Below are 22,103 nucleotides of genomic sequence, written 5' to 3'. Positions count from 1 at the left end.
GGCAGGGTATAACTATATCATTATTGTATAGTTGTCTATATAAATAGACAATACGGATAACCAAATCAACGCGATCAAACAGGGCAGGCAAACGCATGCACACTATAGGGCAAAGTACGGGAAAAGGCGGAGCAACTGCCTTGCATAACGGAAATGCGATGGAGACGGCGCGTCAGTCCAGCATGGCGGCTCTGGCGCAGGCAAGCGGCGAGGAACTGAAAGCGTTCTGGCAGGATTGGGCTGACAAGCCCGAATTCGAGATCCTGCGCGGCCCGGAAACGGGGCTGGTGATGCTGCGCGGGCGCATCGGCGGCGGCGGTTCTCCTTTCAATGTCGGTGAAGCGACAGTTACACGCGCCACGGTGCGACTGGCCGACGGTTCGGTCGGACATTCCTATGCGCTTGGCCGCGATCAGGAAAAGGCACGGCTTGCTGCTCTTTTCGATGCGCTCTGGCTGAATGATGCGCATCGCGAGGCGGTGGAGACAAAGGTACTGAACGTCCTGCGCCAGCGCATCGACAAAGCCGACAACACGATACGCAGCGAAGCGGCCGCCACCAAGGTCGATTTCTTCACAATGGTTCGGGGAGACAACTGATGCTCCATACTACTCCTGCATTCGAGGGCGGGTTCGCCAATCCGGTGACGGATGCACAAGCGGCATTTCATGCCATCATGCACGCCATGGCCAATCCGGGCCGCATTTATCCGCTGGAACGTACCGCCAATCCGCCAAAGCCGCTGACACAGGAACTGGGCGTGGTAGCAGTGACGCTTCTCGATCACGACGCGACTTTCTGGTGCGACAGCACCATTGCTGCGGATGAAAATGCAACCGCCTGGCTGACATTCCATACCGGCGCGCCGCGCATCGACAATTCGACAATCGCACAATTCGCACTGGTAAGCGACGTATCGTTGCTGCCGGCTTTCGCGGATTTTTCGCAAGGCGAGCCGGAGTTTCCCGACCGTTCGACTACGGTGGTTCTTGCGGTCAGCTCGCTGACCGACGGGCAGGGCTTTGTACTCAAAGGCCCCGGCATCGACGGCGAACGCAGCCTGCATGTGACCGGTCTGCCGCAGGATTTTGCCGGGCAATGGCGTGAAAACGGCGCGCAATATCCGCTTGGCGTTGATCTTGTTCTGGTTTGCGATCGCGCCGTCGCGGCCCTGCCGCGCACGACGCGCATTACCCTTCAGAAGCATGATCCCGAAAAGTGGGAACCGGTTTTCGGAAGAGATCATGCGCAAGTAAAGAGAGAGGGCTGAAAATGTATGTTGCCGTAAAGGGTGGCGAAACGGCCATCCGCAATGCCCACCGTCTTCTCGATGATCGTCGCCGGGGTGACCGTGCGGTCCCCGCCCTTCGTCTTGATCAGATTGCAGAGCAACTGGCACTGGCCGTTGATCGCGTCATGGCCGAAGGTTCGCTTTTTGATCGCGAACTGGCGGCGCTTGCCGTGCGCCAGTCGCGTGGCGATCTGATCGAATCGATCTTCCTCGTGCGTGCCTATCGCACGACTTTGCCGCGCTTTGGCTATTCGCGTCCGATGGAAACCGCGAATATGCTGATCGAACGGCGTATTTCCGCGACCTACAAGGATCTGCCGGGCGGACAATTGCTCGGGCCAACCTTCGACTATACGCATCGTCTTCTCGATCCGGCATTGGCTGGCGATGTCGCCGTTCCCGAACCGGAACTGCGCGAAGCCGAGAAGGAAGAAACGCCCCGCGTGACCGATATTCTGGGCGTCAACGGCATGATCGAAGACGATGGCTCGCTGCCGGAAGGCCACGAACCGGGTGATCTGACCCGCGAGCCGTGGACTTATCCCATGGAACGCGATCTGCGCTTGCAGGCGCTGGCGCGTGGCGATGAAGGCTTTTTGCTGGCGCTCGGCTATTCCACGCAGCGCGGCTACGGCAACAACCACCCCTTCGTCGGCGAGATACGCATTGGCGAGGTCGAGGTTGAATTCGACGTGCCGGAACTGGGCTTTGCGATTTCTCTTGGCCGGGTGCAACTGACCGAATGCCAGATGGTCAACCAGTTCAAGGGCTCGGCCAAGCAGCCGCCGCAGTTTACACGCGGTTACGGTCTGGTTTTTGGCCAGAGCGAACGCAAGGCCATGTCCATGTCGCTCGTTGATCGCGCGCTGCGCGTGCGTGAATTCGATACCGACGTGACCGCGCCCGCGCAGGACGAAGAATTTGTCATCTCGCATTCCGACAATGTGCAGGCAACCGGTTTCGTCGAACATCTGAAACTGCCGCATTACGTGGATTTCCAGGCTGAACTCGAACTCATCCGCCGCATGCGCGCGGAATATGAACAAACGCACGCTGAGGCAGAGACAAAGGAAGCCGCAGAATGAGCGATCTGGCCCATTACAATTTCGCCTATCTGGACGAACAGACCAAGCGGATGATCCGCCGCGCCATTTTGAAGGCCATTGCGGTTCCCGGCTATCAGGTGCCTTTCGCAAGCCGCGAAATGCCGATGCCCTATGGCTGGGGCACAGGCGGCGTGCAGGTCACGGCTTCGATCCTTGGGCCCGACGATGTGCTGAAGGTCATCGATCAGGGTGCGGACGACACCACCAATGCCGTCTCGATCCGCGCCTTTTTCCAGAAGACCGCCAATGTCGCCGTCACGACCCATACCGGCGAGGCAACGGTTATCCAGACCCGCCACCGCATTCCAGAATATCCCATGACCGAGGGGCAGGTGATCGTCTATCAGGTGCCGATCCCCGAACCCTTGCGCTTTCTGGAACCGCGTGAAACGGAAACGCGCAAGATGCATGCGCTCGCCGAATATGGCCTCATGCATGTGAAGCTGTATGAAGACATTGCGCGTCACGGCCATATCGCCAAGACCTATGATTATCCGGTGATGATCGAAGGGCGCTATGTCATGGCCCCGTCGCCGACGCCGAAATTCGACAATCCGAAAATGCATATGTCGCCAGCCTTGCAGCTTTTCGGCGCGGGGCGCGAAAAGCGCATCTACGCCGTGCCGCCCTATACGCAGGTCGTCAGCCTCGATTTCGAGGATCATCCGTTCGAGGTGCAGAAGTTCAAGGAACCCTGCGCGCTGTGCGCCGCCAAGGGCGTCTATCTGGATGAAGTCGTGCTCGATGATCGCGGCGGCTCGATGTTCGTCTGCTCCGACACCGATTTTTGTGAAGAACGTCAGGCTGCGGGCCATTTTGGCCATCTGTCAGCCAATTACAATCAGGCCGCAGCCAAGGAAATTGTAAAATGAACGAGCAACCTCTGCTGCGTGTCAACAACCTGTCCAAATTCTACGGCAATCGCCGTGGCTGCGCGGATGTTTCCTTCAATCTGTGGCCGGGCGAAGTGCTGGCCATCGTCGGTGAATCCGGTTCCGGCAAGACGACGCTTCTCAACAGTCTTGCCACACGGCTGGAGCCGACATCGGGCACGGTTGAATACCGGATGCGCGACGGCGAATTCCGTGACCTCTACAGAATTGGCGAGGCGGAACGGCGTCTATTGATGCGCACCGATTGGGGTTTCGTGCACCAGAACCCGGCGGACGGCCTGCGCATGACGGTTTCGGCGGGCGCGAATGTCGGTGAACGCCTGATGGCGGTCGGTGAGCGCCATTATGGCAATATCCGCGAAAACGCCACGCAATGGCTTGGCCGCGTTGAAATTGCCGCCGACCGTATCGACGATCAGCCGCGCGCCTTTTCGGGCGGCATGCGCCAGCGTTTACAGATTGCCCGCAATCTCGTCACCGCACCGCGACTTGTGTTCATGGATGAACCGACCGGCGGTCTTGATGTGTCGGTGCAGGCGCGTCTTCTCGATCTCTTGCGCAGTCTGGTTCACGATCTTGGCCTTTCGGTCATCATTGTCACGCACGATCTGGCCGTGGCGCGTCTTCTGTCCCATCGCATCATGGTCATGAAAGACGGCCATATTATCGAACAGGGGCTGACCGACCGTGTTCTCGATGATCCGCAGGCGCCATACACGCAATTGCTCGTGTCTTCAATTCTCCAAGTATAAACAGATAATTACCGTATGTTCTTGATGAATCAATGAAACATGCACGAGGTGAAAAATGTCTCTCTCATCCTCTCCGCTGACTGTATCGGATGTCGCGAAAACCTTCACCATGCATTTGCAGGGCGGTATCGAACTGCCGGTCGTGCGTGGCGTGAACTTTGAACTCAAGGCCGGTGAATGCGCGGTGCTTGGCGGGCCATCGGGTGCGGGCAAAAGCTCGATCCTGAAAATGGTCTATGGCAATTATGCCGTGAATAGCGGCACGATCCTGATCCGCCACGGCGACGAAATGGTGGATCTCGCCATTGCCGACCCGCGTGAGGTTCTGGCGGTACGGCGCGACACGATCGGCTATGTCAGCCAGTTCCTGCGCACGCTGCCGCGTGTCGCGGCCATCGATGTGGTTGCCGAACCACTGATCGCGCGTGGGACCGACCATGAAGCGGCCCTGAAGCGGGCGCGCGAACTGCTCGCCATGCTCAACCTGCCGGAACGGCTCTGGGCCTTGCCGCCCGCGACTTTCTCCGGCGGCGAACAGCAGCGCGTCAATATTGCACGCGGCTTCATCACCGATCATCCGGTGCTGCTTCTTGACGAGCCGACCGCTTCGCTCGACGCGAAAAACCGCGCCGTCGTGGTCGAACTCATCCGGGCCAAAAAGGCCGAAGGCGTCGCCATGCTGGGCATCTTCCACGACGAGGATGTGCGCGAAGAAGTGGCGGATCGCATCATCGATGTCACGGCATTTTCTCCGAGGGGGCACGCATGACCAAACTCTCCGTCGAACCTCTGGTTCATGCCACGGCAGAAGTCCGCGACTGCCAGCTTGGCCGTTATACGGAAGTGGGGGCACGCAGCCGCATTTCCGAAGTGACGCTGGACGATTATTCCTATCTCGGCATCGATTGCGAGATGTGGTGCGCGGAGATCGGAAAATTCTCCAACATCGCCAGCCATGTGCGCATCAATGCGACCAAGCACCCTATGTGGCGCGCCACGCTTCATCATTTCACCTACCGGGCAGGGGACTACTGGCCGGATGCCGAGCACGAGGCTGAATTTTTCGACTGGCGGCGCGGCAACAAGGTGGTGATCGGCCACGATACCTGGCTCGGCCACGGTTCCACGATTCTGCCGGGCGTGACCGTTGGAAACGGCGCCGTTATCGGGGCCGGTGCGGTGGTCAGCCGGGACGTCGCGCCCTATACGATTGTCGGCGGCGTGCCTGCGCGCCTCATCCGCGAGCGTTTCGATGCCGCGACCGGCAACCGTCTCGACCGGCTCGCTTGGTGGGACTGGAGCCACGAGCGCCTGCGCGATGCGCTCGATGATTTCCGTGCGCTCGATATCGAAGCCTTCCTCGCGAAATATGAAACACCCGCCAATGCCAATGCGGTCCTGAAAGAGCTATCCAATGGCTAATGAAATCGTTCTGAAAAACGCACGCATCGTGCTTGCCGACGATGTTGTCTCCGGCTCGATCCTGATCCGCGACGGCAAGATCGCGGCAATCGATCAGGGCAACACCCACGTTGGCGACGACATGGATGGCGATTACGTCATTCCGGGCCTGATCGAGTTGCACACAGATCAACTCGAAAGCCATTATGCGCCGCGCCCGAAAGTACGCTGGAATGTCGATGCCGCCGTGCAGGCGCATGACGCGCAGGTTGCCGCTTCGGGCATCACGACTGTCTTCGATGCCATGCGCGTCGGTTCGGATTATGACAAGGATTTCGACGGACGTGACATGCGCCTTCTGGCGGATGCGATTGAAAGCGGCGTGCGTGAAAACCGGCTGCGCGCCGACCATTTCCTGCACCTGCGCTGTGAGGTTTCCGCCGCCGACTGTCTGGAAAGTTTTGCGCTGTTCGAGAATGACGACCGGGTCAAGCTTGCCTCGCTCATGGATCATGCGCCCGGTCAGCGTCAATTCGTTGATCTTGATACATATCGCACCTATTACATGCGCAAGATGAAACTCACCGACGAGGAATTCCGGGTGCATTGCGACAAGCGTATGGCGGATTCGGATGCCTATGCCTCCAGGCATCGCCGCGCCATTGCCGATCTCGCTGCAACGCGCGGCATCGTTCTGGCAAGCCATGACGACGCCACGAGCACCCATGTCGATGAATCGCTCGATCATGGCGTGCGCATCGCTGAATTCCCGACCACGATGGAAGCAGCCGTTGCCTCCAAGGGAGCTGGCCTTTCGATTCTGATGGGCGCGCCGAATATCGTGCGCGGCGGATCGCATTCCGGCAATATCGCCGCCCGCGATCTGGTGGACAATGGCAGCCTCGACATATTGTCATCGGACTATATTCCGTTCAGCCTGATCCAGTCGGCTTTCGGTCTTGCTTCGGGCGAACGCCCGGTTGCCCTGCCGGACGCGATCCGCTTTGTAACCAAGAACCCGGCCGATGCCGTGAGCATGGACGATCGCGGCGAAATCGCTCTCGGCAAGCGCGCCGATCTGGTGCGCGTGCGCACCAATGGCGCGATCCCGGTGGTGCGTACCGTCTGGCGCGAAGGCGAGCGGGTGCTGTGATGCAAGTGCAAAATCAGGAGCCGAAAGGCTGTTTCGTCGCGGTTGTCGGCCCCAGCGGGGCCGGCAAGGACACGATCATGGACGCAGCGCGCGCCGCCCTTGCAGGCGACGCGCGTTTTCATTTTGTGCGCCGTGTCATCACGCGCCCGCAAATGCCCGGCACCGAGGATCACGACAGCCTCGATGAGACAGCGTTTTCGAAGGCGGCAAGCGAAGGTGCTTTCGCGCTGCACTGGCAGGCGCATGGCCTGCATTATGGCTTACCGAAAGAACTGGACGATACGATTTCCAGCGGAACCGTGGTGATCGCCAATGTCTCGCGCCGGGTTCTCGGCGATATCCGCAGGCTTTATCCGCAGCGTTCGGTCGTTGTTATCACGGCCCGTTCCGAGGTGTTGGCCGAGCGTCTGGCCTCACGCGGCCGCGAAAGCCGTGAGGAAATTATCGCCCGCCTTTCACGCGAAGTAAGATTCGATGACGGTGCCGCAGATGTTGTCACAATAGACAATTCCGGCGATGTCGGTACATCCACAGAGGCCTTCCTGTTTCACCTGCGTGAAACTGTTATTAAAACAATCGCTTGAAGAAAAAACTTATAGTGTCGTGTAAATTTACACAAACGTCATTGTTCGTTCATTGCAGTGTCACCGATCCAATTAATAGTGAGCATGAATGGAGACGAATTCATGCTTCAACTGAAGAACGTAACGCGCCGCTATAACGACAAGGTGGCGGTTTCGGGCGTCGATCTCGAAATCGAACCGGGCACGTTTGTTGGCATTATCGGGCGTTCAGGCGCGGGAAAATCGACGCTTCTGCGTATGATCAACCGTCTCGTGGAGCCTTCCGAGGGAAGCGTTCACTGGGATGGTCGCGATATTACCGGACTGAAGGGCGCGGGCCTTCGCGACTGGCGCGCGCAATGCGCGATGATCTTCCAGCACTTTAATCTGGTTGACCGTCTCGACGTGCTGACCAATGTGCTGATGGGGCGTCTGAACTATGTTTCGACGGCGAAATCGCTTCTGCGTGTCTGGAATGACGAAGAGCGCCTGATCGCACTTTCCGCCTTGCAGCAGTTCGATATCGCGCATCTGGCGGCGCACCGAGCCGACGAGCTTTCCGGCGGCCAGCAGCAGCGCGTGGCCATCGCCCGTGCGCTCGTCCAGCAGCCCCGCATCATTCTGGCCGACGAGCCTATCGCCTCGCTCGACCCGCGCAACACCCGCAGCGTGATGGACGCGCTTCGTCGCATCAACCGCGAATACGGCATTACGGTGCTGTGCAATCTGCATTCACTCGATATTGCGCGCAGCTATTGCGACCGTCTGGTCGGCATGTCGGCGGGCAAGGTCGTCTTTCGCGGCACGCCCTCGATGCTGACCGACATGGCGGCGCGTGACCTTTACGGCATGGAAGCCGCCGACGTCATCGATTCCAACGGTGAGGTCGAGCCGATGCCAATGCCGGTTCCGCAGTCGGCTGAAGCCGTTCTGCGCCAGATTTCCGCCTGAGCGCAACCGCTCCGGAAAAATACGTTCCAAATCAGGGATTAACAGGAGATACCCATGCTTAACCGTAGAACCTTTCTGGCGGCCGTCGCGCTCACAGCGACGATGACCTTTCATGTCCAGGCTGCCGACTGGAGCAAGGATTACCCGGAACTCGTCCTGGGACTGATCCCGGCCGAAAACGCCTCGACCACCTCCGACCGTTACGCACCGCTCGCAGCCTATCTGAGCAAGGAACTCGGCACCAAGGTCACGCTGCGCGTCGCCAATGACTATGCGGCCGTCATCGAAGGCCAGCGCGCCGGTAACATTCAGATTGCCTTTTACGGCCCTGCATCCTATTCGCGCGCCGTCATGACCGGCGTTGAGACGACCCCGCTCGTCAATCAGCGCCACAACACCGGCGTCAACGGCTACTACTCCGTCGTTTATGTCCGCGCCGACAGCCCGTATCAGAAAATGGATGACCTCAAGGGCAAGACCATTGCGCTCGTCGATCCGAACTCGACCTCGGGCAACAACGCACCGCGTTACTTCCTCAACCGCGAAGGCTACAGCGTCGATTCGTTCTTCGGTAAGAACTTCTTCGCCGGCAGCCATGAGAACGCCGTTCTCGCGCTTGCACAGGGCACCGCTGACGCTGCGGCCAATGCCTGGAACTCGGAAGACGACTCCAACCTGACCCGCATGATCAGCCGCGGCGTTCTCAAGGATGCCAACGGCAAGGAAATGACCAAGGACGATTTCCGCATCATCTTCAAGTCGGACTTCCTCCCCGAAGGCCCGTTTGCTGTTCTCAGCACGCTGCCGGACCAGCTCAAGGCCGACATCAAGCAGGCTTTCCTCGATATGCCGAAAAAGGACAAGGCTGGCTTCGACGCGCTGTCCGATGGCAAGGACAAGGAATTCGTGGCAACCGAAGCCAAGGAATATGAGCCGATCATCGAAATGCTCAAGTTCAACGACAAGGCACGCAAGTCCTGATCGACAGAACGATTGAAGTGCCCGGAGCCGACACGGCTTCGGGCATTTTTATGGGAATGATCGCATGACGGTATCATCACTCGACGGCAGCGGCGCAAAAAGCCTGCTTGCCGATTATCGCAGGGAAGTCGGCAAGAGGCGTCTCTACGGTATCGCGCTCCTCCTTGCGCTTGTCGCTATCGCCATGGCTGCTTCCGTTGTCGCCGACGTTCGGCCGGGCACCCTGGCCGAAAACATCTTCCGCTTCACGAACTATCTCGGCCGCATCCTTCCAGACCTGACCATCGCCAATTTCTGGAGCGATCTGGCGACCTGGTACTGGAACCTCGGCGGCTGGCTCAAAATGCTTTTCGAGACGCTGCTGATCGCCTATCTGGCGACGCTGATCGGCGCGGCCATCGCTTTTGCGGCGTCTTTCGCCGCGTCATCCAACATGGCGCCGAATTCGACCGTGCGCTTCATCGTCCGGCGCGGTCTGGAGTTGCTGCGCACGGTGCCTGAAATCGTCTTTGCGCTTTTGTTCGTCATTGCCTTTGGTCTGGGACCTATGGCCGGTGTTCTGGCGCTGATGCTGCATACGGCAGGCTCGCTCGGCAAACTGTTTTCCGAAGTGGTCGAGAATATCGATATGCGCCCCGTGGAAGGCATTCGCGCCTCCGGCGGCTCCGGCCTGCAAGTGATCCGTTTCGCGGTGCTGCCGCAGGTGGCGGCAAATTTTGCCTCCTATGGCCTGCTGCGGTTTGAAATCAATGTGCGCGGCGCATCCGTGATGGGCTTTGTCGGGGCAGGCGGCATCGGGCAGGAACTGCTCACCTCCATCCGCCAGTTTTATTACAGCGACGTCAGCGCCATCCTGCTTCTGATCATCGTCACGATCTTTGCGATCGACCTTGTCACGCAGCGCATCCGCCACGCGCTTCTGGGCCGCATCGGTTAAACGGGAGATCATCATGACTGACATTGCACAAAGTCTCTCCCGCGAGGCGCACGCGCGCGAAAAGGAATTGCGGGCGGAGCATGGCGATCTGTTCGGCAATTCCCGCACATGGCGCAATTGGGCGATCGCAGCCATTGCAATCGTCGCTTCGGTCTGGTTCGCGCTCTACTGGCTCGATTTTTCGCTGCTGCGCATTGTGAACGGCCTCGGAAGGCTTGGCGATTTCGCGCTGATGATGATGCCTCCATCCGCCGGCGGGCGTTTCGGCCTTTATCTATGGTCGATGATGGAAACGCTTGCCATCGCCTATCTGGGTACGCTGCTGGCCGCGCTCTTCGCCTTTCCTTTCGGCTTTCTGGCCGCAAAGAACATCATCCCGAACATATTCGTGCATTTCGGCATTCGCCGCTTCCTCGACACGATCCGTGGCGTCGATACGCTGATCTGGGCGCTGATCTGGGTTTCGGTCGTGGGCCTCGGTCCCTTCGCGGGCATCCTCGCCATCGCCTGTTCGGATTTCGGTTCGTTCGGCAAGCTGTTCTCGGAATCCATCGAGGGCGCCGACAGGAAGCCGGTCGAAGGCGTGGTGTCGTCAGGCGGCAGCAGGTTACACGGCTATCGCTTCGGTATTCTGCCGCAGGTGCTGCCGCTGATCGGCAGTCAGGTGCTCTATTTCTTCGAGTCGAATACCCGTTCGGCCACTATCATCGGCATCGTCGGGGCAGGCGGCATCGGCTCCCATCTGGCCGAACAGATCAAGGTTTTGAACCTTCAGGACGTTTCTTTCCTCATCATCATGATCCTCGTTGCCGTTGCCGTCATAGATTGGTTCTCGTCGAAACTGCGTCATGCCATGATCGGCAAGAAGGCGATGAAGTCGGCTTAACCGCCGATCAGCGTCTTTACGCCATCGGCGACGAACTGCACCGCGAGAGCCGCCAGAATGACGCCAAGAAGGCGGGTCAGGATGGAACGGCCGGTTTCACCCAGAAACCGGTCGACCCGCTCGGCCAACAGAAGCACGATATAAGTGATCAGCAGGCAGACGAAGATGACGCCGAGAAGGGCGGCTTTCGGCCCGACGCCCTGGAAAGAGTTCGATGTCAGCACGATAGCCGAGATCGCGCCCGGCCCGGCAATCAGCGGGATGGCAAGAGGAAAGGCCGCGATATTGCGGATGTGATCCTTGGTGATGGCGACTTCGGCGCTCTTTTCCTTGCGCTCCGTGCGCTTCTCGAAAATCATCTCGAAGGCGATCCAGAACAGGAGAAGGCCGCCAGCAACCCTGAATGCGCCGATGGTGATGCCGAACATGCCGAGAATTTGCGCGCCCGCTATCGCAAAAAGCGCCATGACCGCGAAACCGATGATCGAGGCGCGCAGCGCGACCTGGCTCCGGTCGCCGCGTTTCATGCCCGGCGTCAGCGCCAGAAACAGCGGCGCAAGGCCCGGTGGATCGATTGTGACAAGAAGAGTAACGAAGGCGCTGAAAACCGTATCGTAGAACCCCATACTGCACGCGCCCTTTTCATTGTCCTGTTATGCTCAATTCGATGCGTCGATTGTAGACGATTAGGCCCGCATGGTCGATGCGAAGCGCCGTTGCGGACAAGATCGTTGCGCCATCTTTATGTGAATATCTCATAAGCGATTGATATATATAATGGAATTAGCTCGCCGAAACGGTCGTGAAATTGGCGTTTTTTGCTGCTTTCCGTTATAAAGTGACTTTATCGATTCTGTTGAGAAAGAAATCTGAATAGTGTCAGATCAAACGCCTCCACCCGGTTCCGACGATATGAATGGTGGCCCGCACGGCGGCCCCAGCGGTATCGAACCGATTTCCATTATCGAGGAGATGCAGCGCTCCTATCTCGATTACGCGATGAGCGTGATCGTGAGCCGCGCTCTGCCCGACGTGCGCGACGGCCTGAAGCCCGTGCACCGGCGCATTCTCCATGCCATGAACGAGATGAACCTCGCCTATAACCGCCCGTACCGCAAGTCGGCAGGTGTGGTCGGTGAGGTGATGGGTAAATACCATCCGCATGGCGACGCCTCCATTTACGACGCCCTCGTGCGTATGGCGCAGGATTTCTCCATGCGCGATCCGCTCGTGGACGGGCAGGGCAATTTCGGCTCCATCGACGGCGATCCGCCGGCGGCGATGCGTTATACCGAATGCCGTCTGGAAAAGCTTTCTGAAACCATCCTGTCGGATATCGACAAGGACACGGTCGATTTTCAGGACAATTATGACGGACGCGAGCAGGAACCGGTGGTCATGCCCGCGCGGTTCCCGAACCTGCTCGTCAACGGTTCGGGCGGCATCGCGGTCGGCATGGCGACCAATATTCCGCCGCACAATCTCGGCGAAATCATCGACGGCTGCGTGGCGCTGATCGACAATCCGGCTATCGAGCTTCCGGAGATGATGGAAATCATTCCGGGTCCCGATTTCCCGACCGGCGGCATCATTCTGGGCCGCAACGGAATCAATTCGGCCTATTCGACGGGCCGCGGCTCCGTCATCATGCGCGGTCGCGCCACCATCGAGCCGATGCGCGGCGACCGTGAGGCCATCATCATCACCGAGATTCCCTATCAGGTGAACAAGGCTTCGATGATCGAGAAAATGGCCGAACTGGTGCGCGACAAGCGCATCGAGGGCATTTCCGATCTGCGCGACGAATCCGACCGCGAAGGCTATCGCGTCGTGGTGGAATTGAAGCGCGACGCCGTGGCCGATGTGGTGCTGAACCAGCTTTACCGCTACACGCCGCTGCAAACCTCGTTTGGCTGCAACATGGTGGCGCTGAACGGCGGCAAGCCGGAACAGCTTGTCCTTCTCGATATATTGCGCGCCTTCGTCTCCTTCCGCGAGGAAGTGGTGACGCGTCGCACCAAGTTCCTGCTCAACAAGGCGCGTGATCGCGCGCATGTGTTGGTCGGCCTGGCCATTGCGGTTGCCAATATCGATGAGGTGATCGCGCTGATCCGCCGCGCGCCCGATCCGACGACGGCGCGCGAACAGTTGATGGAACGCCGCTGGCCGGCATCCGATGTGGCTCCGCTGATCCAGCTCATCGACGATCCGCGCCACACGCTCAACGACGACAACACCTACAACCTCTCCGAAGAACAGGCTCGTGCCATTCTCGAGCTGCGCCTCCAGCGCCTGACGGCGCTCGGACGCGACGAAGTGGCCGACGAGTTGAACAAGATCGGCGAGGAAATCCGCGATTACCTCGATATTCTCGGCTCGCGCCTGCGCGTCATGACCATCGTGAAAGATGAGATGATCGCCGTGCGTGACGAGTTCGCCACGCCGCGCCGCACCGAAATCGGTTTCGGCGGCGCCGAAATGGACGACGAGGACCTGATCGCCCGCGAGGATATGGTCGTCACCGTCAGCCATGCGGGCTATATCAAGCGCGTTCCGCTCGCCACCTATCGCGCGCAGCGTCGCGGCGGCAAGGGCCGCTCCGGCATGGCGACGAAGGACGAGGATTTCGTGACGCGGCTGTTCGTGGCCAACACGCACACGCCGGTTCTGTTCTTCTCCTCACGCGGTATCGTCTATAAGGAAAAGGTCTGGCGTCTGCCGGTCGGCACGCCGCAATCGCGCGGCAAGGCGCTCATCAACATGCTGCCCTTGCAGCAGGGCGAGCGCATTACGACCATCATGCCGCTACCGGAGGACGAGGATTCCTGGGCAAACCTCGACGTCATGTTCTCCACGACGCGCGGCACGGTGCGCCGCAACAAGCTCTCGGACTTCGTTCAGGTCAACCGCAATGGCAAGATCGCCATGAAGCTTGACGACGAGGGCGATGAAATCCTCTCGGTCGATACCTGCACGGAATTCGATGACGTGCTGCTCACCTGCGCCGGCGGCCAGTGCATCCGCTTCCCCGTCACCGATGTGCGCGTCTTCGCGGGCCGCAACTCCATCGGCGTGCGCGGCATCAATCTGGCGGACGGCGACAAGGTCATCTCCATGGCCATCCTGCATCACGTCGATGCGGATGCGGCGGAGCGCTCGGCCTATCTCAAGCGCTCGATTGCCGAACGCCGCGCACAGGGCGCGGACGATGCCGACGATATCGTGGTGGTCGGTGAGGAAGTCGGAACCGAAACGGAACTCAACGAAGAGCGTTATCAGGAGCTGAAAGCGCGGGAAGAAACCGTTCTGACCGTCAGCGAATATGGCTACGGCAAGCGGTCTTCCTCCTATGAATTCCGCGTTTCCGGCCGAGGCGGCAAGGGTATCCGCGCCACCGATACGTCGAAGACGGACGAGATCGGCAAGCTGGTGGCTTTGTTCCCGGTCGAGGCGAGCGACCAGATCCTGCTGGTTTCTGATGGCGGACAGCTCATCCGCGTGCCGGTCGACGGAATCCGTATCGCCGGACGCTCCACCAAGGGCGTCACGATCTTCAACACCGCGGACAGCGAGAAGGTTGTCTCGGTGGAACGCATATCCGAAGCCGATAGCGACGAAGAGAACGGCGATGGCGACGACGCGACGCCGGAAGGCGAAGCACCTGTCGCGACCGGGGAATAACCAAACAGGCCCGGCGACCCGGGCCTGCCAGCCGTCTCGATAAGCTTCAATGAAAAAGGCCGATGGCGGAAACCATCGGCCTTTTTCAGATGCCAAGACTGGAGGAATTGGCGATCGGGAAAACTCTTCGGGATCGCGCCTACCGCGAACGCATGTTGCGCAGTGTATCCAGATCGAATGCCACCTGGCGCACGCGCTGACGCTTGGATTCCTTCTCCTCAAGAAGCAGTATGATTGCCGATGCGGCCATCGCGACCATCATGGATAATGCCAGAAGAAAGATCATCATCATCTTATCCTTTCGACATACATACGCTTCAGAAACGAAAAGGTTGCACCGAATTTGCACCTATTCTGGTAAATCGGTTGTGAACATGCCGTGAAATTGCCGTTCATGTCGCGTTCATCTGCTTTCTTGGTTTCTATTTTCTTATCGCTGTGGTTCTTGTTGAAAATCCTGTCAGAAAAGGCTAGCTGGAAGAAATGACGATCGCGATCTATGCGGGCTCCTTCGACCCGGTGACAAACGGCCATATGGATGTCCTCAAGGGTGCCTTGCGCCTTGCCGATAAGGTAATTGTCGCCATCGGCGTTCATCCGGGCAAAAAGCCGCTTTTCACCTTCGAAGAACGTGTGGAACTCATTGACGAGAGCGCCAAGGTCATTCTGGGAAAGGATGCGGCGCGGGTTTCCGTCATTTCCTTCGACGGGCTGGTCATCGATGCGGCACGCAGGCACGGCGCGCAATTGATGGTGCGGGGCCTGCGCGACGGCACCGATCTCGATTACGAAATGCAGATGGCAGGCATGAACGGCACCATGGCGCCGGAATTGCAGACTGTCTTCCTGCCAGCCGACCCGGCTGTACGCACGATTACCGCCACATTGGTTCGCCAGATTGCCTCCATGGGTGGCGATATCGAGCCTTTTGTTCCAGTGGCTGTCGCCACTGCCTTGAACGCCAAACTCAAATCCTGATTGCAGGGAGTTTTTTCAATCATGTCCATTATTCGCTCAGTGCTTGCCGCTGCCGCTTTCTTCGCGCTGTCACAGGGGGCTGTGCAGACGGCTTCCGCCGCGAATGCTGAAAACACCGTGGTCCTCAAGCTGAAGGATGGCGACGTCGCTATCCAGCTTCGCCCGGATCTGGCGCCGAAGCATGTCGCGCAGATCGAAAAGCTCGTCCGCGAAGGCGCGTATAACGGCGTTGCCTTTCACCGTGTCATTCCCGGCTTCATGGCCCAGACCGGCGACGTGAAGTTCGGCAATATGGATAAGGGTTTCGATGCCGCGCGCGTCGGCACCGGCGGTTCGGACTATCCCGATATTCCGGCTGAATTCTCGAAGGAACCATTCGTGCGCGGTACGGTCGGCATGGCGCGCAGCCAGAACCCGAACTCGGCCAACTCGCAGTTTTTCATCATGTTTGCCGACGGTTCCTTCCTCAACGGCCAGTATACCGTGGTCGGCAAGGTTGTCAGCGGCATGGATACCGTGGACAAGATAAAGAAGGGCAGCGAGTCCGATAACGGCTCCGTCGAGAACCCGGACAAGATCGTCAAGGCCACGCTACAGGCCGACAAGAAGTAAAATACAAGGAGAGGCCCAATGGCTTACAAAGACCCTGAAAACACGCTCGTTCTGGAAACCACCAAGGGTAATGTGGTTCTGGAACTCTATCCTGAACTCGCCCCGGATCACGTTGCGCGCATCAAGGAACTGGCCCGCGAAGGCGCTTATGACGGCGTTGTCTTCCACCGTGTGATCGACGGCTTCATGGCCCAGACCGGCGATGTGAAATTCGGCAAGTCCGGCGGCGCTCACTTCAACGGTTCGCGCGCTGGCATGGGCGGCTCCGACAAGCCGGACCTGAAGGCCGAATTCTCCAATACGCCGCACAAGCGCGGCACGGCTTCCATGGCGCGTTCGGCCAATCCGAATTCGGCCAACTCGCAGTTTTTCATCTGCTTTGCCGACGCTCCGTGGCTCGACCGTCAGTATACCGTCTGGGGTCAGGTCATCGAAGGCATGGACAATGTCGACACGATCAAGCGCGGCGAACCGGTCGCCGACCCGGACAAGATCGTGACGGCGCGTATCGCCTCCGACATCTGATTTAGTCGTTCCAATTAAAAAATTACGGCTCCGGTTTCTATCGGGGCCGTAGTCACGAGGTTTCCATGCGTGTTGATCTTTTCGATTTCGATCTGCCGGAAGAGCGCATTGCGCTTCGTCCAACGGAGCCGCGCGACCATGCAAAACTGTTGCATGTGCGCCCCGGACAAGATTTCGAGGATCGCAACGTCTACGATCTGCCCTATCTTTTGCACCCCGGCGATGCGCTTGTCTTCAACGATACCAAGGTGATACCGGCGCAACTTGAAGGTATGCGCGAGCGCGACGGCAATATCAGCCAGATCAGCGCGACCTTGCATATGCGCACCGGCCCGGATCGTTGGAAGGCATTTTTGCGCCCGGCCAAGCGCGTGAAGGAAGGCGACCGCATCCGTTTCGGCCATTCCGGCTCGAGCTGCTTTCTCGGCACGCTTGATGCCACCGTGACGGAAAAGGGCGAGGCGGGTGAAGCACTGCTGGTGTTCGATCTGTCTGGCGCAATGCTGGACGAGGCCATCGCATCGGTAGGGCACATTCCGCTGCCGCCCTATATCGCATCGAAACGGGCCGAAGACGAGCGCGACCGCAAGGATTATCAGACGGTCTATGCACGTGAAGAAGGTGCCGTCGCTGCCCCCACCGCTGGCCTGCATTTCACGCCCGATCTTCTGGACAGGATCAAGGCCAAGGGCATCGAGGAACATTTCGTGACGCTGCATGTGGGGGCGGGGACTTTCCTGCCGGTCAAGGCGGATGATACGACCGATCACAAGATGCATTCGGAAATCGGCCATGTCTCGCAAAGGACCGCCGACGCGCTGAATGCTGTTCATCAGCGCGGCGGGCGCGTCATCTGCGTTGGCACGACTTCGCTGCGTCTTATCGAAAGCGCGGCGGGCGAGGACGGCATAATCCGTCCGTGGTCCGGCGCGACCGATATTTTCATCACACCCGGTTATCGCTTCCGCGCCGTGGACCTGCTGATGACCAATTTCCACCTGCCGCGCTCGACGCTGTTCATGCTGGTTTCGGCATTCAGCGGCCTCGATACCATGCGCGCCGCCTATGAACGGGCCATCGAAACCGGCTATCGCTTCTATTCCTATGGCGACGGCAGTTTGCTTGAGCGCGCTTGAAAGAACAGAGACACGGCATGACCCCAGAAAATTCTAAAACAAAAGAAAATTTTGAATTCAAAGTCTTGGCAACCGATGGCGCGGCGCGTCAGGGCGAAATCTCCATGCCGCGTGGCGTGGTGCGCACGCCTGCCTTCATGCCGGTCGGCACGGCCGGAACCGTCAAGGCCATGTATATGGATCAGGTGAAGGAACTGGGGGCCGACATCATTCTCGGCAACACCTATCACCTTATGCTGCGCCCCGGCGCGGAACGCGTTGCGCGTCTTGGGGGCTTGCATGAATTCGGTGGCTGGAAAGGCCCGATCCTGACCGATTCAGGCGGGTTTCAGGTCATGTCGCTGGCGCAATTGCGCAAGCTTGACGAAAACGGCGTCACATTCCGCTCGCATATCGACGGCAAGGCCTATGAGATGACGCCGGAACGCTCGATTGAAATTCAGGGGTTGCTCGACAGCGATATCCAGATGCAGCTCGATGAATGCGTGGCGCTGCCGTCGCCGGAAAAAAATACCGAGCGCGCCATGGAACTGTCGCTGCGCTGGGCCGAACGCTGCAAGGTGGCCTTCGGCAACCAGCCGGGCAAGGCCATGTTCGGCATTGTGCAGGGCGGCGATGTCGCCCGCCTGCGCGAGAAATCGGCGGAAGCGCTGAAGGCGATGGACCTGAAGGGATATTCGGTCGGCGGTCTGGCTGTTGGCGAGCCGCAGAACGTCATGCTCGACATGCTGGAAGTGGTCTGCCCGATCCTGCCATCCGAAAAGCCGCGTTATCTGATGGGCGTCGGTACGCCGGACGATATCCTGAAATCCGTGGCGCGTGGTATCGATATGTTCGATTGCGTCATGCCGACACGGGCAGGGCGTCACGGCCTGGCCTTCACGCGCTTCGGCAAGGTAAACCTGCGCAATGCGCGCCATGCCGAAGATCACCGCCCGCTCGATCCCGAATCCGATTGCCCGGCCTCGCGCGATTATAGCCGCGCCTATCTGCACCATCTGGTGAAATCCGGCGAAGCGCTTGGCGCAATGCTGCTCACCTGGAACAATCTCGCTTATTATCAGTACCTCATGAAGGGTATCCGCGCAGCAATCGCCGATGGACGTTTTAACGATTTTGCCGCTGAAACCGAGGAAGGCTGGGCGCGGGGTGATATTCCGGCGCTTCTGTAACATCTGCTATACCAAGCAAAGGAGAGTGTTCCGATGTCCCGCTCCGAACGCCTTCTGGCGCTTTTGCAGTTGCTTCGTACCCACCGTCGCCCCGTGAGCGGGGGAATTCTGGCAAAGCGGCTCGGTATCAGTATTCGCACGCTGTATCGCGATATTGCCAGCCTTCAGGCACGGGGCGCGGATATCGAAGGAGAGCCGGGATTAGGTTATGTACTGCGTCCCGGTTTCATGTTGCCTCCCATCATGTTCAATCAGGAAGAGATTGAGGCTCTGGTTCTCGGCGCGCGCTGGGTCGCGGACAGGGGAGACGCCGAACTCGGCATGGCGGCGCGCAACGTTCTAGCCAAAGTGGCCGCGGTAATGCCTGAGGATTCGCGCCCTGCGCTTGAATCCGTGAACCTTCTTGTGGGTCCCCGAGCGACCGGTTCGGTCGATATGGTGGATATTGCTGCTCTTCGCGGCGCTATCCGCACGGAGAGAAAAATCGGCATTCTTTATAGCGATGCGGCTGGCGCTCCCACCGAACGTCTGATCTGGCCGTTCGCCCTGACTTTCTTCGATAAGGTCCGAGTATTGCTCGCCTGGTGCGAAATGCGACAGGATTTTCGACACTTCCGAACGGATCGCATCCTTAGCTTGAACGTTGAAATCGGGCGTTATCCAAAACGGCGCTCTGTACTTCTAAAAGAATGGAAGGCTCGGCAGGGAATTGTGCGGGACTTCGATTGATACTGCCGGAATCTGACAGTGCCACCCCATAAGGTCGCTTCCATTCAACAAAGGAGCGATCATCATGATACACCCCAATTTTACAATTCTCTATGTCGAAGATCCCTTGTCGAGCGGGCGCTTTTATACCGACCTGCTGGGAATAGAGCCTATTGAAGCCTCGCCAACATTTGTGCTGTTCATGCTGAGCAATGGCCTGATGCTGGGGCTGTGGTCCAAGCATACAGTACAACCGGAATCAGGTGCCGGTACTTTCAGCGGCGAAATTGCTTTCCGATACACCAGTTTTGAAGAAATCGACAAAGTGCATGAAGACTGGATCGCACGCGGAATCTCCATTTCGTTCAGACCGCAGACATTGGAGTTCGGACGTTCCTTTGTGGCGCTAGATCCCGACGGGCATCGCCTACGCGTATTTTCACCATCTGGCGATTGATACGAATCAGGTGAGCGCAACCCGCATCATGCCTGTGGTCCGCCGGTTATTCTCCTGTCAGCATATCTTCCAGGCGGCAGAGAACGGCACGCTGTTCCTCGTCGTTCAGGATTTCGCATTCCATCAGCTTCGCGCATTCAAGGCCAGCGACGGCGAGGTACACAATCAGCGCCGTGTTCGTATCGGTTGTATCCTTGATCATACGGTCCAGAAAGGCCCTGTGATATTGACGAACGGGCACCATGAAGCCGGGATCGTCCGCCAGTGCGGCCAGTACGCCGCAGGCGGGCGGTTCGTCATCGGCCTGGACGCGGTAAACGTCGAGAAAAGCCCGGGCTACGCGGTTCCTGTCGCCCTTCTGGAGTGTTTCCTGAACCTCCATGGCGCGCTCATGCTCTTTCATATATTCTTCGACGACAGCTTCGAGCAGTTTGGCTTTCGTCGGAAAGGAGTAGAGCAATCCACCCTTGGAAAGCCCCGCACGGGCCGCTACGGCATCGAGGGAAATATGAGCGGGTCCGACCTCGCGGGCAAGCTCCGTAGCTGCGCGCAAAATACGCTCGCGAGACGAGACTTTCTTTTTTGCTAGCAATTGACTCGCGTCTCCTGACAGTCCGTGTGTTGACAATACCGTCCAGACGGTACAGTTATTCGCCACTTTCATTCAAGTAAAATGCGCGCGACCCTTGCGTGATGCGGGTCCCGCGCTCATCGTTCGCCGCGACTATCGGGAGTTCATCCGCAATGATCAAGCGCCTCATTCTGGCAATCCTCTTCCTGGTGATCGTGGTCGGGGGACTGGTTGGCTTCAATCTGTTCCGGTCGAAGATGATCAAGGACTTCTTCGCCAATATGCAGCAGCCCGCCCAGACGGTTTCGACCGTCACGGTGAAGCCGGGCGTCTGGCGTCCGGGTGTCGAAGCCATCGGCACGGCCAACGCCATCAACGGCGTGGACCTGACGGTACAGCTCGACGGCATCGTGCAGAAGATCGACTTCAAGGCCAATCAGGAGGTCAAGGAAGGCGATATCCTGTTGCAGATGGAAGACAGCATCCAGAAGGCGGATCTCGCCGCCGCTGAAGCCGAAGCCGTCCTCGCCCAGCAGAACCTGAAGCGTGCCGACACGCTACGCACCCGCGGCGTGGGAGCGGTATCGAACGTGGATACGACCGCATCCGCCGCCAATGCCGCTGAAGCCCTGGTCGAGAAGATGCGTGCAACGCTGGCCCAGAAGGCCGTCAAGGCTCCGTTCTCGGGCGTGATCGGCATTTCCAAGGTCGATATCGGCCAATATCTGACCCCCGGCACCGTCATCGCCACGCTGCAAAGCACCGACGTGATGCGGATCGACTTCACCGTGCCCGAACAGGCATTGTCCTCGATCAAGCTTGGGCAGACGGTAAAGGTAGGCTCCAGTGCCGCTTCCCTCGATTTTTCGGGCACGATTGTCGGTATCGACCCGAAGATCGATCCGGCGACCCGCCTCGTTTCGGTTCGCGCGGAGGTGCAGAACCCGGAACACAAGCTGACGCCGGGCCAGTTCGTGCAGGTTCGCGTTGAACTGCCGGAAGAAGACGGCGTGATCGCGCTGCCGCAGACGACGATCATTTCGAGCCTCTATGGCGACTATGTCTATGCGGTTCGCCCCGAGCAGAAGCAGGTTGCCGACGGAGAGAATGCCGAAAAGGCACCCGCCGCCGACGCAAAGCCGGAAGAAGGCCAGAAGCAGCTGGCGCAGCAGGTCTTCATCAAGCTCGGCCGCCGTTACGCCGGTCTGGTCGAAGTCACGAGCGGCCTCAAGGCTGGCGATATCGTCATCACGGCTGGCCAGAACCGGCTTTCTCCGGGCGTTGCGGTGAAAATCGACAACACGGTCAATCCGATATCGGCCGGCCAACCGGCTGACAAGCAATAGGCG

25 protein-coding genes are annotated in these 22,103 nt (G+C 58.9%); 22 read left to right on the top strand and 3 right to left on the bottom strand.

Annotated elements, in window-relative coordinates; translation table 11 throughout:
- Positions 1–158 precede the first annotated feature (158 nt).
- The 13 genes from phnG to phnE (FHS76_RS16670) all read left to right on the top strand — a co-directional run bounded on the left by phnG (position 159) and on the right by phnE (FHS76_RS16670) (position 10,914).
- Complete coding sequence (gene phnG / locus FHS76_RS16730) at positions 159–599, top strand: phosphonate C-P lyase system protein PhnG (RefSeq protein ID WP_374828635.1); 441 nt, start codon at positions 159–161, stop codon at positions 597–599.
- A complete protein-coding gene (gene phnH / locus FHS76_RS16725) occupies positions 599–1,270 on the top strand; it encodes a phosphonate C-P lyase system protein PhnH (RefSeq protein ID WP_183655309.1) in 672 nt (223 codons plus the stop codon). Before phnG ends, phnH begins: the two co-directional genes overlap by 1 nt.
- Positions 1,271–1,272: 2 nt before the next feature.
- A complete protein-coding gene (locus tag FHS76_RS16720; RefSeq protein WP_183655306.1) occupies positions 1,273–2,376 on the top strand; it encodes a carbon-phosphorus lyase complex subunit PhnI in 1,104 nt (367 codons plus the stop codon).
- Complete coding sequence (locus FHS76_RS16715) at positions 2,373–3,269, top strand: alpha-D-ribose 1-methylphosphonate 5-phosphate C-P-lyase PhnJ (protein WP_183655303.1); 897 nt, start codon at positions 2,373–2,375, stop codon at positions 3,267–3,269. The genes FHS76_RS16720 and FHS76_RS16715 overlap by 4 nt, the downstream gene beginning before the upstream one ends.
- On the top strand, positions 3,266–4,042 hold the full coding sequence (gene phnK, locus FHS76_RS16710; protein WP_183655300.1) for a phosphonate C-P lyase system protein PhnK: 777 nt from the start codon (positions 3,266–3,268) through the stop codon (positions 4,040–4,042). Before FHS76_RS16715 ends, phnK begins: the two co-directional genes overlap by 4 nt.
- Positions 4,043–4,097: 55 nt before the next feature.
- Positions 4,098–4,811 (top strand): phosphonate C-P lyase system protein PhnL, encoded by a 714-nt coding sequence (gene phnL / locus FHS76_RS16705; protein WP_183655298.1) that lies wholly within the window; start codon positions 4,098–4,100, stop codon positions 4,809–4,811.
- Complete coding sequence (locus tag FHS76_RS16700; RefSeq protein WP_183655295.1) at positions 4,808–5,464, top strand: DapH/DapD/GlmU-related protein; 657 nt, start codon at positions 4,808–4,810, stop codon at positions 5,462–5,464. Before phnL ends, FHS76_RS16700 begins: the two co-directional genes overlap by 4 nt.
- Positions 5,457–6,596, top strand: a complete 1,140-nt coding sequence (locus tag FHS76_RS16695) for an alpha-D-ribose 1-methylphosphonate 5-triphosphate diphosphatase (RefSeq protein WP_183655291.1) — start codon at positions 5,457–5,459, stop codon at positions 6,594–6,596. Before FHS76_RS16700 ends, FHS76_RS16695 begins: the two co-directional genes overlap by 8 nt.
- A 5-nt stretch (positions 6,597–6,601) precedes the next feature.
- Positions 6,602–7,180 carry a phosphonate metabolism protein/1,5-bisphosphokinase (PRPP-forming) PhnN gene (gene phnN, locus FHS76_RS16690; protein WP_183655420.1) on the top strand — a complete coding sequence of 193 codons (579 nt, stop codon included), beginning with the start codon at positions 6,602–6,604 and terminating at the stop codon, positions 7,178–7,180.
- A 102-nt stretch (positions 7,181–7,282) separates the two neighbouring features.
- A complete protein-coding gene (gene phnC, locus FHS76_RS16685; RefSeq protein ID WP_183655287.1) occupies positions 7,283–8,110 on the top strand; it encodes a phosphonate ABC transporter ATP-binding protein in 828 nt (275 codons plus the stop codon).
- A 54-nt stretch (positions 8,111–8,164) separates the two neighbouring features.
- A complete protein-coding gene (phnD, locus tag FHS76_RS16680; RefSeq protein ID WP_183655284.1) occupies positions 8,165–9,091 on the top strand; it encodes a phosphonate ABC transporter substrate-binding protein in 927 nt (308 codons plus the stop codon).
- Between the two features lie 64 nt (positions 9,092–9,155).
- Entirely contained in the window at positions 9,156–10,028 is an 873-nt protein-coding gene (gene phnE / locus FHS76_RS16675) for a phosphonate ABC transporter, permease protein PhnE (RefSeq protein WP_183655281.1), read from the top strand.
- A gap of 13 nt (positions 10,029–10,041) precedes the next feature.
- Positions 10,042–10,914 (top strand): phosphonate ABC transporter, permease protein PhnE, encoded by an 873-nt coding sequence (gene phnE / locus FHS76_RS16670; RefSeq protein WP_183655278.1) that lies wholly within the window; start codon positions 10,042–10,044, stop codon positions 10,912–10,914.
- Here the strand turns inward: phnE (FHS76_RS16670) and FHS76_RS16665 are convergent.
- Complete coding sequence (locus FHS76_RS16665) at positions 10,911–11,540, bottom strand: MarC family protein (protein ID WP_183655275.1); 630 nt, start codon at positions 11,538–11,540, stop codon at positions 10,911–10,913. The genes phnE (FHS76_RS16670) and FHS76_RS16665 overlap by 4 nt on opposite strands.
- Positions 11,541–11,826: 286 nt before the next feature.
- Between FHS76_RS16665 and gyrA the strand changes: the two genes are divergently transcribed.
- A complete protein-coding gene (gene gyrA / locus FHS76_RS16660; RefSeq protein WP_183655417.1) occupies positions 11,827–14,595 on the top strand; it encodes a DNA gyrase subunit A in 2,769 nt (922 codons plus the stop codon).
- 139 nt (positions 14,596–14,734) lie between these two features.
- On the opposite strand, the gene FHS76_RS16655 is transcribed toward gyrA, so the two are convergent.
- The gene (locus FHS76_RS16655) at positions 14,735–14,884 is read right to left on the bottom strand and encodes a hypothetical protein (RefSeq protein ID WP_183655272.1); all 150 of its coding nucleotides are present in this window, start codon (positions 14,882–14,884) and stop codon (positions 14,735–14,737) included.
- Between the two features lie 194 nt (positions 14,885–15,078).
- Here FHS76_RS16655 and coaD point away from each other — a divergent pair, with 194 nt between their 5' ends.
- From coaD to FHS76_RS16620, 7 genes are all read left to right on the top strand, one after another.
- Positions 15,079–15,573 carry a pantetheine-phosphate adenylyltransferase gene (gene coaD / locus FHS76_RS16650; RefSeq protein WP_183655269.1) on the top strand — a complete coding sequence of 165 codons (495 nt, stop codon included), beginning with the start codon at positions 15,079–15,081 and terminating at the stop codon, positions 15,571–15,573.
- 21 nt (positions 15,574–15,594) lie between these two features.
- Entirely contained in the window at positions 15,595–16,185 is a 591-nt protein-coding gene (locus tag FHS76_RS16645; RefSeq protein WP_183655266.1) for a peptidylprolyl isomerase, read from the top strand.
- Between the two features lie 18 nt (positions 16,186–16,203).
- Entirely contained in the window at positions 16,204–16,710 is a 507-nt protein-coding gene (locus FHS76_RS16640; RefSeq protein ID WP_183655263.1) for a peptidylprolyl isomerase, read from the top strand.
- Between the two features lie 65 nt (positions 16,711–16,775).
- Positions 16,776–17,846 carry a tRNA preQ1(34) S-adenosylmethionine ribosyltransferase-isomerase QueA gene (gene queA, locus FHS76_RS16635; RefSeq protein WP_183655260.1) on the top strand — a complete coding sequence of 357 codons (1,071 nt, stop codon included), beginning with the start codon at positions 16,776–16,778 and terminating at the stop codon, positions 17,844–17,846.
- A gap of 17 nt (positions 17,847–17,863) precedes the next feature.
- A complete protein-coding gene (gene tgt, locus FHS76_RS16630; protein ID WP_183655257.1) occupies positions 17,864–19,018 on the top strand; it encodes a tRNA guanosine(34) transglycosylase Tgt in 1,155 nt (384 codons plus the stop codon).
- A gap of 33 nt (positions 19,019–19,051) precedes the next feature.
- Positions 19,052–19,747 carry a helix-turn-helix transcriptional regulator gene (locus FHS76_RS16625; protein ID WP_183655256.1) on the top strand — a complete coding sequence of 232 codons (696 nt, stop codon included), beginning with the start codon at positions 19,052–19,054 and terminating at the stop codon, positions 19,745–19,747.
- Positions 19,748–19,811: 64 nt separating this feature from the next.
- A complete protein-coding gene (locus tag FHS76_RS16620) occupies positions 19,812–20,183 on the top strand; it encodes a VOC family protein (protein WP_183655253.1) in 372 nt (123 codons plus the stop codon).
- Positions 20,184–20,229: 46 nt separating this feature from the next.
- On the opposite strand, the gene FHS76_RS16615 is transcribed toward FHS76_RS16620, so the two are convergent.
- Positions 20,230–20,775 (bottom strand): TetR/AcrR family transcriptional regulator, encoded by a 546-nt coding sequence (locus tag FHS76_RS16615; protein WP_183655250.1) that lies wholly within the window; start codon positions 20,773–20,775, stop codon positions 20,230–20,232.
- Between the two features lie 152 nt (positions 20,776–20,927).
- Here FHS76_RS16615 and FHS76_RS16610 point away from each other — a divergent pair, with 152 nt between their 5' ends.
- The gene (locus tag FHS76_RS16610) at positions 20,928–22,100 is read left to right on the top strand and encodes an efflux RND transporter periplasmic adaptor subunit (RefSeq protein WP_183655247.1); all 1,173 of its coding nucleotides are present in this window, start codon (positions 20,928–20,930) and stop codon (positions 22,098–22,100) included.
- Positions 22,101–22,103 lie beyond the last annotated feature (3 nt).

The organism is Brucella daejeonensis (genome assembly GCF_014199265.1).
Lineage (GTDB): Bacteria > Pseudomonadota > Alphaproteobacteria > Rhizobiales > Rhizobiaceae > Brucella > Brucella daejeonensis.
Note: the sequence above shows the minus strand (reverse complement) of the source record. Positions and strands in the feature narration are given on the sequence as shown.

Bases quoted from the DNA above. Each gene is read 5' to 3' on its own strand.
- phnG (WP_374828635.1), top strand. From the start codon at position 159: ATGGAGACGGCGCGTCAGTCCAGCATGGCGGCTCTGGCGCAGGCAAGC.
- phnH (WP_183655309.1), top strand. From the start codon at position 599: ATGCTCCATACTACTCCTGCATTCGAGGGCGGGTTCGCCAATCCGGTG.
- FHS76_RS16720 (WP_183655306.1), top strand. From the start codon at position 1,273: ATGTATGTTGCCGTAAAGGGTGGCGAAACGGCCATCCGCAATGCCCAC.
- FHS76_RS16715 (WP_183655303.1), top strand. From the start codon at position 2,373: ATGAGCGATCTGGCCCATTACAATTTCGCCTATCTGGACGAACAGACC.
- phnK (WP_183655300.1), top strand. From the start codon at position 3,266: ATGAACGAGCAACCTCTGCTGCGTGTCAACAACCTGTCCAAATTCTAC.
- phnL (WP_183655298.1), top strand. From the start codon at position 4,098: ATGTCTCTCTCATCCTCTCCGCTGACTGTATCGGATGTCGCGAAAACC.
- FHS76_RS16700 (WP_183655295.1), top strand. From the start codon at position 4,808: ATGACCAAACTCTCCGTCGAACCTCTGGTTCATGCCACGGCAGAAGTC.
- FHS76_RS16695 (WP_183655291.1), top strand. From the start codon at position 5,457: ATGGCTAATGAAATCGTTCTGAAAAACGCACGCATCGTGCTTGCCGAC.
- phnC (WP_183655287.1), top strand. From the start codon at position 7,283: ATGCTTCAACTGAAGAACGTAACGCGCCGCTATAACGACAAGGTGGCG.
- phnD (WP_183655284.1), top strand. From the start codon at position 8,165: ATGCTTAACCGTAGAACCTTTCTGGCGGCCGTCGCGCTCACAGCGACG.
- phnE (WP_183655281.1), top strand. From the start codon at position 9,156: ATGACGGTATCATCACTCGACGGCAGCGGCGCAAAAAGCCTGCTTGCC.
- phnE (WP_183655278.1), top strand. From the start codon at position 10,042: ATGACTGACATTGCACAAAGTCTCTCCCGCGAGGCGCACGCGCGCGAA.
- FHS76_RS16665 (WP_183655275.1), bottom strand. From the start codon at position 11,540: ATGGGGTTCTACGATACGGTTTTCAGCGCCTTCGTTACTCTTCTTGTC.
- gyrA (WP_183655417.1), top strand. From the start codon at position 11,827: ATGAATGGTGGCCCGCACGGCGGCCCCAGCGGTATCGAACCGATTTCC.
- FHS76_RS16655 (WP_183655272.1), bottom strand. From the start codon at position 14,884: ATGATGATCTTTCTTCTGGCATTATCCATGATGGTCGCGATGGCCGCA.
- coaD (WP_183655269.1), top strand. From the start codon at position 15,079: ATGACGATCGCGATCTATGCGGGCTCCTTCGACCCGGTGACAAACGGC.
- FHS76_RS16645 (WP_183655266.1), top strand. From the start codon at position 15,595: ATGTCCATTATTCGCTCAGTGCTTGCCGCTGCCGCTTTCTTCGCGCTG.
- FHS76_RS16640 (WP_183655263.1), top strand. From the start codon at position 16,204: ATGGCTTACAAAGACCCTGAAAACACGCTCGTTCTGGAAACCACCAAG.
- queA (WP_183655260.1), top strand. From the start codon at position 16,776: ATGCGTGTTGATCTTTTCGATTTCGATCTGCCGGAAGAGCGCATTGCG.
- tgt (WP_183655257.1), top strand. From the start codon at position 17,864: ATGACCCCAGAAAATTCTAAAACAAAAGAAAATTTTGAATTCAAAGTC.
- FHS76_RS16625 (WP_183655256.1), top strand. From the start codon at position 19,052: ATGTCCCGCTCCGAACGCCTTCTGGCGCTTTTGCAGTTGCTTCGTACC.
- FHS76_RS16620 (WP_183655253.1), top strand. From the start codon at position 19,812: ATGATACACCCCAATTTTACAATTCTCTATGTCGAAGATCCCTTGTCG.
- FHS76_RS16610 (WP_183655247.1), top strand. From the start codon at position 20,928: ATGATCAAGCGCCTCATTCTGGCAATCCTCTTCCTGGTGATCGTGGTC.